Raw genomic sequence first — 13,530 nt, forward strand, 5'->3', positions numbered from 1 at the left:
CCGTCGTGCGGCCGGGCCCTCGGCGGCGGTGTTGTCGTACCGCGGCGCCGACGGGATGCCGCCGTGTGGCGGGTGCGCCCGGCGGCGGTGGGGCCGGGGCGCGCCGCCGCGGAGTCGTACGGGTGTGCGGCGGGGTGGCGGTGCCGGTCGGCCGGGGCGGGGCACCCGGCCGCCGAACACCGCGCCGACGTCCGGCCGGCGCGGCCCCGGGCGCGATCCGGGACGCCCGACCCCGTACCCTCGTACCTCGTGAGTACGGGCACAGCACAGGCGCAGACGGCGACCGGGACCGTGTGCGCGGTGCGTGATCTGGTCAAGACCCATCCCGCGGTCCGCGGCCGCCGGGGAGCACCCGCCACACCCGAGGTACGTGCCACCGACGGCATCAGCCTGGACGTGCGGCGCGGCGAGATCTTCGGACTGCTCGGCCCCAACGGCGCGGGCAAGTCCACCCTGGTACGGCAGCTCACCGGGCTGATGCGCCCCGACTCCGGCAGCGTGGACGTGCTGGGCCACGACCTCGTGCGCCACCCGGAGCGGGCCGCCCGGCTGATCGGCTACCTCGGGCAGGAGTCCACCGCGCTCGACGAACTGACCGTGTCGCTCGCCGCCGAGACCACCGGAAGGCTGCGCGGCCTCACCGCGGCGGACGCCCGCGCCGAGCGCGACGCCGTACTCGACGAACTGGGCCTCGCCGGGCTCGCGGGGCGCGCCCTGAAGAAGCTTTCCGGCGGGCAGCGGCGGCTCGCCTGCTTCGCCGCCGCGCTGGTCGGCGAACGGCCGCTGCTCGTGCTGGACGAACCGACGACCGGCATGGACCCCGTCGCCCGGCGCGCCGTCTGGGCCGCCGTGGACCGGCGCCGGGCCGAGCGCGGGACGACGGTGCTGCTGGTCACCCACAACGTCATCGAGGCCGAGACGGTCCTCGACCGGGTCGCCGTGCTCGAACACGGCCGGGTCATCGCCTGCGACACCCCGGCCGGACTCAAGGAACGCGTCGCGGGCGAGGTACGGGTCGAGCTGGTGTGGCGGGAACGGGCGCCCCTGGACGTGCCCGAAGTGGCCGCGCTGCGCGCCTCGGCCCAGGAGTCCGGGCGGCGCTGGGTGCTGCGGCTCGGCCCCGACGAGGCACGGGCGGCGGTCGCCGCGGTGACCGGCGGGGCGGCCTTCGCCGCACTCGACGACTTCACCCTGGCGACGCCCAGCCTGGAGGACGTCTACCTCGCGCTCGGCGGGGACGCGACCAAGGGGCTGGTGAAGTCATGACCGGGGCGGGCGGGACGACCGGGTGCGCGGGCACGGCCGGGCAGGGAACGAACAGGAGCAGCACCAGGTGACGAGCATCGTTCCCGAGCATGCGGCGGCCGGAGTCGTCCCGCCGGGCGCGGACGGCCGCACTGCCGACGACGGCCGGACCGGCGAGGAGGGCCGTACCGCTGCCGGCCGGCGGACCGGCGCGGCCGACGAGGAGGGGGCGGTGCCCGCGCCGCTCGCCCCGGGGGCCCGGCTGTTCCCCTCGCTCGCGGCCGTCTACCGTGCCCAGCTGTCCAGGGCCCGGGTCGCCCGGATTCCGCTGCTCTTCGTCGCGACGTTCCAGTCCGTCGGGATCATGGTGCTGATGCGCGGGGTCGTCGACGGCGGCGCCGAGGCCCGCGCCGTCGTCGCCGGGGCCAGCGTCCTCGTCGTGGCCTTCGTCGCGCTCAACCTCCTCGCCCAGTACTTCGGGCAGCTGCGGGCCGGCGGCGGGCTCGACCACTACGCCACGCTGCCGGTGCCCCCCGCCGCCGTGGTGCTCGGCGCGGCCGGGGCGTACGCCTCCTTCACCGTGCCCGGCACCGTCGTCACGGCCGTGACGGGCAGCGTGATGTTCGGGCTGCCGCTGACCCATCTGTGGGTGCTCGTCGCCGTCGTCCCGCTGTCCGGGGCGGCGCTCTCCGGGCTGGGCGCGGCGCTGGGGCTGCTCGCGCCCCGGCAGGAGCTGGCCACGCTGCTCGGCCAGCTGGGCATGTCGGCGGCGCTGCTGCTCGGCGTGCTCCCGGCGGACCGGCTGCCCACCCCGATCGGCTGGGCCCGGGACCTGCTGCCCTCGACCTACGGAGTCGAAGCGCTCTCCCGGTCCTTCGACGCCCGCCCCGACTGGGCGGTCGTCGCGCTGGACCTCGGCGTCTGCGCCGTCGTCGGCGTCCTGGCGCTGGCCGCGGCGACCTGGGCGTACCGCAGGGCAGCGGTCCGGTGAGGCGCGGCACGGGGACGCCTGGCACGATGGGGCGGTGACCGCACCTCTGACGCCGCCTCACCAGCCCCCCTCCAACGACCCCTGGCAGACCCCGCCCAACTGGGGCGGGCCGGGGCACTCCGGCGGTTCCGGCGGCCCTGGTGGTTTCGGTGGGTCCGGTGGTTTTGGTGGTCCCGGCGGTTCCGGTGGGTCCGGTGGTTTCGACGGCCCCGGCGGGAGCCTGCGGAAGCCCGAGGAGAAGGACCTCGGGCCGGACCTGCGCCGGGCCGCGGCCGTCACCGCGCTCGTGACCGTCTCGGGCGTCCTGCTCGGGCTCCTCTGGCTGTGGCTGGCGCCCCGGGTTCCGCTGATCTCCGACGACACCGCCGTCTTCCTCAGCAACAGCGAGGGCGAGGAGGCGATCGGCGCCGACGGAACGTTTGTGCTGCTGGCGCTGGCCTTCGGTGCCGCCTCCGGGGCGCTGGTCTTCTTCTTCCGGCGCAGCGGCGGCATCGCCCTCGTCATCGGGCTCGCGCTGGGCGGGCTGCTCGGCTCGCTGCTGGCCTGGCGGCTGGGGGTGTGGCTCGGGCCGGACCAGGACGTGGTCGCGCACGCGCGGGCGGTCGGCAAGGGCGTGGTCTTCGACGCGCCGCTCCAGCTGCGGGCGAAGGGGGTCCTGCTGGCGTGGCCGTTGGGGGCGATGGCGGTGCACCTCGGGCTGACCGCGTTGTTCGCGCCGCGGGATCCGGAGCCGTGGGGGATGTACGGGGGGAACTTCGGGCCCTTGCCCTCCGGCGGGTCCGTGCCTCCCGGTGGGCCCGTGCCCGCGGGTGGGGCGCCGTCGGACGGGAAGCCGTCGGGCGGGGCGCCGGCCGGGCCGTAGGGGGCGTGCAGAGGGCGTACGGGGCAGTGGTGGGGTGGGCCGCCGCGCGGGGCTCGTCCCCTCCCCGCCCCCTCCCGAAACCGGGGCTCCGCCCCGGGCCCCGCTCCTCGATCGCCGGAGGGGCTCGAAATGTCCTGAGGGGCTTGACGCGTCCCGCCGGGCTCGAAGCGGGCAGGAGGTGCATGGGACGGCCAGTGCCGGACCCCGCTCCTCGACTGCCGGCGGGGCTCAGGCAGTCCGGCCGATCTTCGCGAACACCGCGTCCGTGAGCGACGCCAGGTCCTCGGGGGAGAGCTCCACCTCCAGGCCGCGGCGGCCCGCCGAGATGCAGATCGTCGCGTGGGACCGGGCCGACGCGTCCAGGACCGTGCGCAGTCGCTTGCGCTGGCCCAGGGGCGAGATGCCGCCGCGTACGTAGCCGGTGGTGCGTTCCGCGGCCGCCGGGTCGGCCATCGTGGCGCGTTTGCCGCCCACCGCGGAGGCCAGGGCCTTGAGGTCCAGTGAGCCGGCCACCGGGACGACGGCCACGGTGAGGGTGCCGTCGACGTCCGCGACGAGGGTCTTGAACACCCGGTCGGGGGAGACGCCCAGGGCCTGGGCCGCCTCCTCGCCGTAGGAGGCCGACGCCGGGTCGTGGTCGTAGGCGTGGACGGTGAACGCCGTGCCGGCCGCGGTCAGTGCGACCGTGGCCGGGGTGCCGCCGGACTGCTGCTGCTTCTTCGGCTTCTTCGCCACGGGGAAACGGTCCTCGGGTCGCTCGTCGCCGGCCGGACCGGCCGGATCAGTTGGGGTGGGTCGGGGCGCGGGTCAGGTCCACCGCGGGCAGCGACGGCAGATGCCGGATGACGGCGGTCTCGGAGCGCAGCAGCGTCAGCTCCTCGCGCAGCCGGGTGGCGGTGTCGGGGGCCTGGAGCAGCCGCTGCTTGGCCGGGACGTCGAGCACGGCCGCCGCCGCGACCAGGTAGGAGACGACGGAGGGGTCGTCGGGCAGTTCCGCGCCCGTCGTCAGGGAGCGTTCGCTCGCCCCGGCCAGCCGCTTCTGGTAGCTGCGGAAGGCCCGCAGCACGCCCTCGGCGAGCGCCCCCGCCTCCTCGCCGGGCTCCTCGTCCAGCTCGGCCAGCTCGGCCGTCAGGAAGGGGCCGCTCGCGTCGACGGAGAGCAGCCTGACCCGGGTGGTGCCGGTCGCGAGGACCTCGAAGCTGCCGTCCGGCCGCTCCCGGATCTTCGCCGCGTCGGCGATGCAGCCGACCCGGTGGAAGGACTGGACCGGATCGGGGCCGAAGCCGTCCGCGGGGCCGCGCTCGGCGGCGGTGTTCATCGCGTCCGGCATCCCCACGGCCGTCGGAGCGGTCTCGCGGCCGTCGCGGATCGCGACCACGGCGAAGCGCCGGGGTTCGTCCTCGTCGGTCTTCAGCAGCTCGCGCATCATCGCGCGATAACGCTCCTCGAAGACGTTCAGCGGCAGCACGAGGCCGGGGAACAGCACCACGTTCAGCGGGAACAGGGGGAGGCGAGCGGTGGTCACAACGGTCAAGCGTAATGGCCGCGCGTTCCGCCCCGGTCGGCCCGGTCCGGCAGAAGCGTCCCGCAGGCCACCCGGAGCCGTGCGTCGTCCCTCGCCTCCAGGAACCGGCCGAGCGGATCGTCGGAGACCGACGACCACGGGAACGATGCCGCATGGGGTCCGATCTGCCGGAACTGTTCCAGCGCCTCGGCCCAGCGGCCCCGGGTGACCAGCACGAACGCCAGCAGATTGCGGACCTCGGCCGGCCAGGGGTCGCCCGGCGCGAACGAGGCGGACAGCGTGATCGCCAGGTCCGCCGCCGCGTCGATCCGCTCCTCCTGCACCGAGGTGGTCCGTGCCTCGGGCCCCTCGACCAGCAGGGCGAAGGCGGCCCGCAGCGGCAGCGCCTGGACCAGCGAGCTGGGCAGCGAGTCCTCGGCGGCCCGTTCGGCGAAGTCGAAGCACTCGCGGTGCGAGCCGTACCAGGCCGCGGAGAGGTAGCGCAGCGCCGCGACGTGGCAGCCGTAGTGGTGCGAGGAGCGCTGGACCGCCTGCTCCCACAGCGCCTCGAACACGGTGTGCGTGGCATGGGTGCCGCGCGCGTGGTCGAGCGCGAGCCGCCAGGGCACCGGGTCGCGCGGATCGCTCTCGGCCGCCGCGGTGATCAGCGGCCCCACCTCGCGCAGCTGCTCGCTCCTGGCGGGCGACTCCCAGGCCCGGCGGACCGCCAGTTCGGCCTTGACGAGCAGCGCGTCCGGGTCGTGCGGGGCGGCGGCGAGCCAGTCGGTCAGCCAGCCGTCGCGGCTGCGGGCGAAGGTGACGAGCCGGCCGAGATAGCGGTCCCGGTTCTCCCACTCGGCGCCGTCCCGGGTGGTGGCGAGGAGCTTCGCGGCAGGTTCGTACTCCCCGAGGGCGGCGGCGACGAGTGCCGGGGAGAGCCGCTCGTCGGGGGCGTCGAGCAGCACCGTGTCGTCCGCGGGCAGTCCGGCGGAGCCCCGGGGGGAGCGCCGGACCATGCCTGCGGCACGGAGCAGGGCACGGAGGAATGGCATGGTGCAGACCATTGAAAAGCGCTGGTCGGGGCGGCGCCAGAGGTGCGCTGTGAAGCTTTGGTGCCGAGTGAATGGGTTGTATTCGACTGGGCCAAGAAAGAGTAAAGGAAAATGTGAAATCTGGCTTGTTCCTGACGCTGTGGCCTGTGCTGTCCGATGCTGCGGACGCGGCCCGTCCGGACGTTCGACCCCGGCCCGGAGCCCCCGCGCGGGACGCTCCGCGCAAGGGCTCCGGACGGGCCGGCCGCCCGTCGCGGACCCGCCCGTGGCCGGAATGCGGTCAGCCCCGGCGCAGCAGCCGGGTGGCGCCCGCCGCGACCGTCGTGGCCAGTATCCAGCCCAGCAGGACCAGCACGGCCGCGGCCCACTGCCAGCCGCCCTCCATCCGCCAGTAGCCGTCCTGACCCAGGTTGATCACCGGGATCAGCAGGTCCAGCGCGTACAGGGCCGCGTTCCACTGCGGATGCTCGTCCGGTTTGACCGGCGCGGGCACGTGCCGGGAGAAGGCCATCGTCCCCGCCGCCCACAGCAGCGCCATCCACAGCGCCGCCCGCCCCGGCCGGTAGCCGTACGCCACCGCCCAGTCCTGGAGGAAGCCCCAGAGCTTCGCGGCGAGCGGCAGCGTCTCGCGCCGCCGCCGCTGCTTGGCCAGCAGCACCTCACGGGCGTCCGCGTCCTCCCCGCAGGTGCGCAGCACCGTCGCGAGCCGCTCGTACGGCTCCGGCACGTACTCCGGGGTCGCCGCCGCCACCCACTCCAGGCGCCGGGAGAGCGGGAAGTGGCCGTACGGGACGAGGTTCTCGTACACGAAACCGCCCATCGCCAGACCGCCGGGCCCCGGCCAGCTGGTCGACACGTCGATCAGGGTGACGACCTTCGCGCCGTTCAGCACGACCCGGCCCTCCTCCGGCCGCTCCGCGTTGAACCGCAGCTCCGGGGTGACGATCCGGCGCAGCGACAGCTCCTCGTGCCGGCCCAGCACGAACCGCGCCTTGTGCAGATCCACCGCGTCGCCGAACCGCCCGTCGTCCAGCCGCACCCCGCCGCGGCACTCGAAGACCTGCGACCGGGTGCCGCTCGCCGGGGTCGACGCCATGGCGATGCCGAACGGGGGAGTGGTGCCCTGGATGCCGGTGTCGACACTCACCCACGCCTCGCTCATGTACAGCGTCCGCTCCACGGTCAGCTGCGGGGCGTTCAGCGCGCGCCGCCCGTCCCTGCCCCGCAGCCGGCTGCCGCGCAGGCTCAGCGAACCGCCCACCTTCGCCCCGCGCAGACTCAGCTCGCCGCGCGCCTCCACCAGCTCCGCCTGGAGGTCCTGGGCGACCGCCAGCCCGTCGCCGGCCAGGGCCCGGCCGCCCCGGTCCGGGCCGATCTCGATCTGGTTGATCAGCAGATCGGTGCCGATCTGGGCGTCGGTGAGCCGGATGCCGCGCTCGACCCGGCAGCGCGGCAGGTGCAGATCGCCCTCGGTCCGCAGCCGGGCCGCCTCCAGCCGGGGCATCGCGCAGCCGACGATCCGCAGCGTCGTGAAGTGGCACTCGGGCAGCACCACCTCGTTCTCGAAACGGCAGCCGGTCATCTCGACGTACGGCGAGACGCGTCCGCCCGCGAGATCGAGCGTCCCGGTGATCCGCACGCCCCGGAGCTTCAGCGCGGCGACCCGGCCCGGCCGCGGCGGCGGCCCGGACAGCAGCAGCCGGGCGACGACGCGCCCGTCCACACTGCGTTCGGGCCCCCACACCCGGGGCGCGAACGGATCGTCCCGCGCCGGGTCGCGGGCCCGCAGATCGTAGGTACTGCCGTTCCGGAACGCCTGCCACATCCCCAGCTCGGCCGCGCTGAGACCATCCGGAAAATCACCGTCGTGCGGCTCGGTCACGATTCCCCCTTCCGCTCTCAGGCTGTTCTTCCCGCTGAGTGACGACGTGAACGCCATCGGTCATCGGAGGAGTCCGGGACACGTATCAGTCAGTGATACGGACGACCGGACGACGGAGGCGGTCTGCGAGAATTGCGGTGTGATCTCTCGAATCGATCTGCGCGGCGACGTCCTCCCCGAGGGCGGAGCCCTGCGCGACCTGCTGCCCCGTGCCGAGTTCGACGTGGAAGCCGCTCTGGAGACGGTGCGGCCCATCTGCGAGGACGTACGCCATCGCGGCTCCGCGGCAGTGATCGAGTGGGGGGAGAAATTCGACGGCGTACGGATCGAGTCGGTCCGCGTCCCGGCCGAGGCGATCGCCGAGGCCGCCGAGCGCCTCGACCCCGGGGTGCGGGCCGCCCTGGAGGAGTCGATCCGCCGCGCCCGCCTCGTCCACCGCGAGCAGCGCCGCACCACGCACACCACCCAGGTCGTCCCCGGCGGCACCGTCACCGAGAAGTGGGTGCCGGTCGAGCGTGTCGGGCTGTACGTGCCGGGCGGCCGCTCCGTCTACCCCTCGTCCGTCGTCATGAACGTCGTGCCGGCCCAGGAGGCGGGCGTCGGGGGCGTCGCCGTGGCCTCCCCGCCGCAGAAGGACTTCGGCGGCCTGCCGCACCCGACCATCCTCGCCGCCTGCGCCCTGCTCGGCGTCGACGAGGTGTACGCGGCCGGCGGCGCCCAGGCCGTCGCGATGTTCGCGTACGGGACGGCCGAATGCCCCCCGGTGAACCTCGTCACCGGCCCCGGCAACATCTACGTCGCCGCCGCCAAGCGCCTCCTCAAGGGCCGCGTCGGCATCGACGCGGAGGCGGGCCCCACCGAGATCGCGATCCTCGCGGACTCCACCGCCGACCCGGTGCACGTCGCCGCCGACCTGATCAGCCAGGCCGAGCACGACCCGATGGCCGCCGCCGTCCTCGTCACCGACTCCGAGGAACTGGCCGCCGCCACCGAGGCCGAGCTGAAGCCGCAGATCGCCGCGACCAAGCACGTCACCGACCGGATCGAACCCGCGCTGGCCGGCCGCCAGTCCGCGATCGTCCTGGTCGACGACCTGGAGGACGGCCTCAAGGTCGTCGACGCGTACGCCGCCGAGCACCTGGAGATCCAGACCGTCGACGCCGCCGCCGTCGCCGACCGGGTCCGCAACGCCGGCGCGATCTTCGTCGGCCCCTGGTCCCCGGTCTCGCTCGGCGACTACTGCGCGGGCTCCAACCACGTGCTGCCGACGGGCGGCTGCGCCTGCCACTCGTCCGGGCTCTCCGTGCAGTCCTTCCTGCGCGGCATCCACATCGTCGACTACACGCGCGACGCGCTCGCCGAGGTCACCCACCACGTCGTGACCCTCGCCGAGGCGGAGGACCTCCCCGCCCACGGCGCCGCGCTCAAGGCCAGGTTCGGCTGGAAGGTTCCGCAGCAGTGACGCACGGCAACACCCCCCGCGGGGCCACCCGCATCGACGACCTCCCGATCCGCGACGAACTGCGCGGCAAGTCGCCGTACGGGGCACCGCAGCTCGACGTGCCCGTACGGCTGAACACCAACGAGAACCCCTACCCGCTGCCCGAGGCGCTCGTCGACCGGATCGCCGAGCGGGTCCGCGAGGCCGCCCGCGACCTCAACCGCTACCCCGACCGGGACGCCGTCGAGCTCCGCACGGAACTGGCCCGCTACCTCACCCGCACCGCCGGGCACGAGGTCTCCCCCGCCAACGTCTGGGCGGCCAACGGCTCCAACGAGGTGCTCCAGCAACTGCTGCAGGCCTTCGGCGGTCCCGGCCGCACCGCGATCGGCTTCGAGCCCTCGTACTCCATGCACGCCCTCATCGCCCGCGGCACCGGCACCGGCTGGATCTCCGGACCGCGCAACGAGGACTTCACCATCGACGTCGAGGCCGCCCGGAAGACCATCGCCGAGCACCGCCCCGACATCGTCTTCATCACCTCGCCCAACAACCCCACCGGCACCGCCGTCGACGCCGACACCGTCCTCGCGCTGTACGAGGCCGCGCAGGCGGCCAGGCCGTCGATGGTCGTCGTCGACGAGGCGTACGGCGAGTTCAGCCACCGCCCCTCGCTGCTCCCGCTGATCGAGGGCCGCCCGAACATGGTGCTCTCGCGCACCATGTCCAAGGCGTTCGGCGCCGCCGGACTGCGCCTGGGCTACCTCGCCGCCGACCCGGCGGTCGTGGACGCGGTCCAGCTGGTGCGCCTGCCGTACCACCTGTCCTCCGTCACCCAGGCCACCGCGCTCGCCGCCCTGGAGCACACCGATACGCTGCTCGCGTACGTCGACCGGCTCAAGAGCGAGCGCGACCGGATCGTCACGGAGCTGCGGGCACTGGGCTGCGAGGTCGTCGACTCGGACGCCAACTTCGTCCAGTTCGGCCGCTTCGCCGACAGCCACACCGCCTGGCGGCGGATCCTCGACCGGGGCGTCCTGGTCCGGGACAACGGCGTACCGGGATGGCTGCGGGTCTCCGCGGGCACCCCGGCAGAGAACGACGCGTTCCTCGACGCGGTACGCGAACTCAAGAAGGAGCACGACGCATGACTCGCGCGGCCCGCGTAGGAAGAGTCGAACGCACCACCAAGGAAACCTCGGTGCTCGTCGAGATCGATCTCGACGGCTCCGGCAAGGTCGACGTGTCGACAGGGGTCGGCTTCTACGACCACATGCTCGACCAGCTCGGCCGGCACGGGCTCTTCGACCTCACGGTCAAGACCGACGGCGACCTGCACATCGACTCGCACCACACCATCGAGGACACCGCCCTCGCGCTCGGCGCGGCGTTCAGGCAGGCCCTCGGCGACAAGGTCGGCATCTACCGCTTCGGCAACTGCACCGTCCCGCTGGACGAGTCGCTCGCCCAGGTCACCGTCGACCTCTCCGGCCGGCCGTACCTGGTGCACACCGAGCCGGAGAACATGGCGCCGATGATCGGCGAGTACGACACGACGATGACCCGGCACATCCTGGAGTCCTTCGTCGCCCAGGCGCAGATCGCCCTGCACGTCCACGTGCCGTACGGGCGCAACGCCCACCACATCGTGGAATGCCAGTTCAAGGCGCTCGCCCGCGCCCTGCGCTACGCCAGCGAGCACGACCCGCGCGCCGCCGGCATCATCCCCTCCACGAAGGGCGCCCTGTGACCGGCCTCAGCACCATCCTGATCGTCGTCGGCCTGTTCCTGGCCGGCGGCGTCTACTCCTTCTCGAAGCAGAAGATGCCCCGGGGCGTCATAGTCCTGCTCGGCATCGGGTCCCTGATGTGCCTGGTCGCGGGCGTCATGCGGATCCAGGGACTCTGGGACTGAGGTACGACTCGTGAGCGAACGGAACAAGAGCGACCGGATGAAGAGCGGCAAGAAGAAGGTCGTCGTCTTCGACTACGGATTCGGCAACGTCCGCTCCGCCGAGCGGGCCCTCGCCCACGTCGGCGCGGACGTCGAGATCACCCGCGACTACGAGAAGGCGATGAACGCCGACGGGCTGCTGGTGCCCGGCGTCGGAGCGTTCTCCGCCTGCATGGAGGGGCTGAAGAAGGCCCGCGGCGAATGGGTCGTCGGCCGCAGGCTCTCCGGCGGACGGCCCGTCATGGGCATCTGCGTCGGGATGCAGATCCTCTTCGAGCGCGGCATCGAGCACGGCGTGGAGACGGAGGGGCTGGACGAATGGCCCGGCACCGTCGCCCCGCTCAGGGCCCCGGTCGTCCCGCACATGGGCTGGAACACCGTGCGGGCCCCCGAGGACTCCCAGCTCTTCGCCGGTCTCGACCCCGAGACCCGGTTCTACTTCGTGCACTCCTACGCCGTGCACGACTGGAGCCTGGAAGTCACCAACCCCAAGATCCGCGCCCCCCGGGTCACCTGGGCCACCCACGGCGAGCCGTTCGTCGCCGCCGTGGAGAACGGCGCCCTGTGGGCCACCCAGTTCCACCCCGAGAAGTCCGGCGATGCCGGCGCCCAGCTGCTGACCAACTGGATCGAGACGCTGTAATGCCGAAGCTTGAACTGCTCCCCGCCGTCGATGTCCGTGACGGACAGGCCGTCCGGCTCGTCCACGGCGAGTCCGGCTCCGAGACCTCCTACGGGTCCCCGCTGGAGGCCGCCCTCGCCTGGCAGCGCGCCGGCGCCGAGTGGCTGCACCTCGTCGACCTGGACGCCGCCTTCGGCACCGGTGACAACCGCGCGCTGATCGCCGAGGTGGCCGGCGCCATGGACATCAAGGTCGAACTCTCCGGCGGCATCCGCGACGACGCCTCGCTCGCCGCCGCCCTCGCCACCGGCTGCCGCCGGGTCAACCTCGGCACCGCCGCCCTGGAGACCCCGGAATGGGTCGCCGAGGTCATCGCCGAGCACGGCGACAAGATCGCCGTCGGCCTCGACGTCCGCGGCACGACACTGCGCGGTCGCGGCTGGACCCGCGACGGCGGCGACCTCTACGAGACGCTCGCCCGCCTCGACTCCGAGGGCTGCGCCCGCTACGTCGTCACCGACATCGCCAAGGACGGCACGCTCCAGGGCCCCAACCTGGAACTCCTGAAGAACGTCTGCGCCGCCACCGACAAGCCCGTCGTCGCCTCCGGCGGCGTATCCTCACTGGACGACCTGCGGGCCATCGCCTCGCTCGTCCCGGTCGGCGTCGAGGGCGCGATCGTCGGCAAGGCGCTGTACGCGAAGGCGTTCACCCTCGAAGAAGCCCTGCGGGTGGTCTCCGGATGAGCGATTCCGTCAACCGCGTCTCCTCCGGCGCCCCGTGGGAGGAGAAGTTCGGCTACTCCCGCGCGGTGGAGCTGCCGAACGGGCTCGTCCTGGTGGCGGGCTGCACCTCGGTGGAGAACGGCCAGATCTCCGCGGGCGGCCCGTACGAGCAGACCGTCACCTCCTTCAAGATCGCCCTCGACGCGCTGAAGCAGCTCGGCCTGGGCCGCGAGGACGTCGTCCGCACCCGGATGTACCTCACGCACGTCCGGGACACGGACGAGGTCGGCCGGGCCCACAAGGAGATCTTCGGCGAGGTCCGCCCCGTCGCGACGATGGTCGTCGTCGCCGGCCTGGTGGACCCGAGCCTGGTCGTCGAGGTCGAGGTCGAGGCGTACCGGGCAGGTGCCCGATGAGCCTCGCGGTACGCGTCATCCCCTGCCTGGACGTCGACAACGGCCGGGTCGTCAAGGGCGTCAACTTCCAGAACCTGCGCGACGCGGGCGACCCCGTCGAGATGGCGAAGCTGTACGACGCCGAGGGCGCCGACGAGCTGACCTTCCTGGACATCACCGCCTCCAGCGGTGACCGGGAGACCACCTACGACGTGGTGCGCCGCACCGCCGAGCAGGTCTTCATCCCGCTCACGGTCGGCGGCGGCGTCCGCACCGCCGACGACGTCGACAGGCTGCTGCGGGCCGGTGCGGACAAGGTCGGCGTCAACACCGCCGCCATCGCCCGCCCCGACCTCGTCCGGGAGATCGCCGAGCGCTTCGGCCGCCAGGTCCTGGTGCTCTCGGTGGACGCCCGGCGCACCCCCGCCGGCACCTTCGAGGTCACCACGCACGGCGGGCGCAGGGGCACCGGAATGGACGCCGTCGAATGGGCGCACCGCGCCGCCGAGCTGGGCGCGGGCGAGATCCTGCTCAACTCGATGGACGCGGACGGCACCAAGGACGGCTACGACACCGAGATGATCACGGCGGTCCGCAAGCACGTGACCGTCCCCGTCATCGCCTCCGGCGGCGCGGGCCGGCTCGCCCACTTCGCGCCCGCCATCGCGGCGGGGGCCGACGCGGTGCTCGCCGCGTCCGTCTTCCACTTCGGCGATCTGCGGATCTCCGAGGTCAAGGACGCGCTCAGGGAGGCCGGACACCCGGTCCGCTGACCCCGCAGTACCCCCTCGATCGCCGGACGGGCCGCCGTGGCCCGTCCGGCGATCGGCTTCTCCGGCGCCGTTCCGCTTCGGTCCC

At 73.5% G+C, this 13,530-nt stretch carries 15 protein-coding genes; 11 read left to right on the plus strand and 4 right to left on the minus strand.

Annotated elements, in window-relative coordinates:
• Positions 1 to 291: 291 nt before the first annotated feature.
• From ACWCXX_RS28545 to ACWCXX_RS28555, 3 genes are all read left to right on the plus strand, one after another.
• The gene (locus ACWCXX_RS28545; protein WP_451132206.1) at positions 292 to 1,266 is read left to right on the plus strand and encodes an ABC transporter ATP-binding protein; all 975 of its coding nucleotides are present in this window, start codon (positions 292 to 294) and stop codon (positions 1,264 to 1,266) included.
• 67 nt (positions 1,267 to 1,333) lie between these two features.
• Entirely contained in the window at positions 1,334 to 2,236 is a 903-nt protein-coding gene (locus tag ACWCXX_RS28550) for an ABC transporter permease (protein WP_451132129.1), read from the plus strand.
• 34 nt (positions 2,237 to 2,270) lie between these two features.
• A complete protein-coding gene (locus ACWCXX_RS28555) occupies positions 2,271 to 3,098 on the plus strand; it encodes an ABC transporter permease (protein WP_451132131.1) in 828 nt (275 codons plus the stop codon).
• A gap of 228 nt (positions 3,099 to 3,326) precedes the next feature.
• Here ACWCXX_RS28555 and ybaK read toward each other — a convergent pair whose 3' ends face one another.
• From ybaK to ACWCXX_RS28575, 4 genes are all read right to left on the minus strand, one after another.
• Positions 3,327 to 3,833, minus strand: coding sequence for a Cys-tRNA(Pro) deacylase (gene ybaK, locus ACWCXX_RS28560; protein WP_451132133.1), 507 nt, complete (start codon positions 3,831 to 3,833; stop codon positions 3,327 to 3,329).
• A 46-nt stretch (positions 3,834 to 3,879) separates the two neighbouring features.
• A complete protein-coding gene (locus tag ACWCXX_RS28565) occupies positions 3,880 to 4,623 on the minus strand; it encodes an LON peptidase substrate-binding domain-containing protein (RefSeq protein ID WP_451132135.1) in 744 nt (247 codons plus the stop codon).
• A gap of 5 nt (positions 4,624 to 4,628) precedes the next feature.
• Positions 4,629 to 5,654 (minus strand): hypothetical protein, encoded by a 1,026-nt coding sequence (locus tag ACWCXX_RS28570; protein ID WP_451132137.1) that lies wholly within the window; start codon positions 5,652 to 5,654, stop codon positions 4,629 to 4,631.
• A 280-nt stretch (positions 5,655 to 5,934) separates the two neighbouring features.
• Complete coding sequence (locus tag ACWCXX_RS28575; protein ID WP_451132139.1) at positions 5,935 to 7,536, minus strand: oxidoreductase; 1,602 nt, start codon at positions 7,534 to 7,536, stop codon at positions 5,935 to 5,937.
• A 139-nt stretch (positions 7,537 to 7,675) separates the two neighbouring features.
• Between ACWCXX_RS28575 and hisD the strand changes: the two genes are divergently transcribed.
• From hisD to hisF, 8 genes are read left to right on the plus strand one after another with little or no spacing between them, the layout of a single operon-like run.
• A complete protein-coding gene (gene hisD, locus ACWCXX_RS28580; RefSeq protein ID WP_451132141.1) occupies positions 7,676 to 8,998 on the plus strand; it encodes a histidinol dehydrogenase in 1,323 nt (440 codons plus the stop codon).
• Positions 8,995 to 10,128: a histidinol-phosphate transaminase gene (locus ACWCXX_RS28585; RefSeq protein ID WP_451132143.1), complete on the plus strand. Its 1,134-nt coding sequence runs from the start codon at positions 8,995 to 8,997 to the stop codon at positions 10,126 to 10,128. Before hisD ends, ACWCXX_RS28585 begins: the two co-directional genes overlap by 4 nt.
• Positions 10,125 to 10,727: an imidazoleglycerol-phosphate dehydratase HisB gene (gene hisB / locus ACWCXX_RS28590; RefSeq protein ID WP_451132145.1), complete on the plus strand. Its 603-nt coding sequence runs from the start codon at positions 10,125 to 10,127 to the stop codon at positions 10,725 to 10,727. The genes ACWCXX_RS28585 and hisB overlap by 4 nt, the downstream gene beginning before the upstream one ends.
• Positions 10,724 to 10,891 (plus strand): hypothetical protein, encoded by a 168-nt coding sequence (locus ACWCXX_RS28595; protein ID WP_451132147.1) that lies wholly within the window; start codon positions 10,724 to 10,726, stop codon positions 10,889 to 10,891. The genes hisB and ACWCXX_RS28595 overlap by 4 nt, the downstream gene beginning before the upstream one ends.
• 37 nt (positions 10,892 to 10,928) lie before the next feature.
• A complete protein-coding gene (hisH, locus tag ACWCXX_RS28600) occupies positions 10,929 to 11,573 on the plus strand; it encodes an imidazole glycerol phosphate synthase subunit HisH (RefSeq protein ID WP_451132208.1) in 645 nt (214 codons plus the stop codon).
• On the plus strand, positions 11,573 to 12,298 hold the full coding sequence (gene priA, locus ACWCXX_RS28605; RefSeq protein ID WP_451132149.1) for a bifunctional 1-(5-phosphoribosyl)-5-((5-phosphoribosylamino)methylideneamino)imidazole-4-carboxamide isomerase/phosphoribosylanthranilate isomerase PriA: 726 nt from the start codon (positions 11,573 to 11,575) through the stop codon (positions 12,296 to 12,298). Before hisH ends, priA begins: the two co-directional genes overlap by 1 nt.
• Positions 12,295 to 12,693, plus strand: a complete 399-nt coding sequence (locus ACWCXX_RS28610) for a RidA family protein (RefSeq protein WP_451132151.1) — start codon at positions 12,295 to 12,297, stop codon at positions 12,691 to 12,693. Before priA ends, ACWCXX_RS28610 begins: the two co-directional genes overlap by 4 nt.
• A complete protein-coding gene (gene hisF / locus ACWCXX_RS28615; RefSeq protein WP_451132153.1) occupies positions 12,690 to 13,445 on the plus strand; it encodes an imidazole glycerol phosphate synthase subunit HisF in 756 nt (251 codons plus the stop codon). The genes ACWCXX_RS28610 and hisF overlap by 4 nt, the downstream gene beginning before the upstream one ends.
• Positions 13,446 to 13,530 lie beyond the last annotated feature (85 nt).

It is taken from the genome of Streptomyces sp. NPDC001732, assembly GCF_053596315.1.

What these genes read in the sequence shown, in the direction of transcription:
- hisB (WP_451132145.1), top strand. Translation starts at nt 10,125, where the DNA reads ATGACTCGCGCGGCCCGCGTAGGAAGAGTCGAACGCACCACCAAGGAA.
- ACWCXX_RS28570 (WP_451132137.1), bottom strand. Translation starts at nt 5,654, where the DNA reads ATGCCATTCCTCCGTGCCCTGCTCCGTGCCGCAGGCATGGTCCGGCGC.
- hisH (WP_451132208.1), top strand. Translation starts at nt 10,929, where the DNA reads ATGAAGAGCGGCAAGAAGAAGGTCGTCGTCTTCGACTACGGATTCGGC.
- hisF (WP_451132153.1), top strand. Translation starts at nt 12,690, where the DNA reads ATGAGCCTCGCGGTACGCGTCATCCCCTGCCTGGACGTCGACAACGGC.
- ACWCXX_RS28610 (WP_451132151.1), top strand. Translation starts at nt 12,295, where the DNA reads ATGAGCGATTCCGTCAACCGCGTCTCCTCCGGCGCCCCGTGGGAGGAG.
- priA (WP_451132149.1), top strand. Translation starts at nt 11,573, where the DNA reads ATGCCGAAGCTTGAACTGCTCCCCGCCGTCGATGTCCGTGACGGACAG.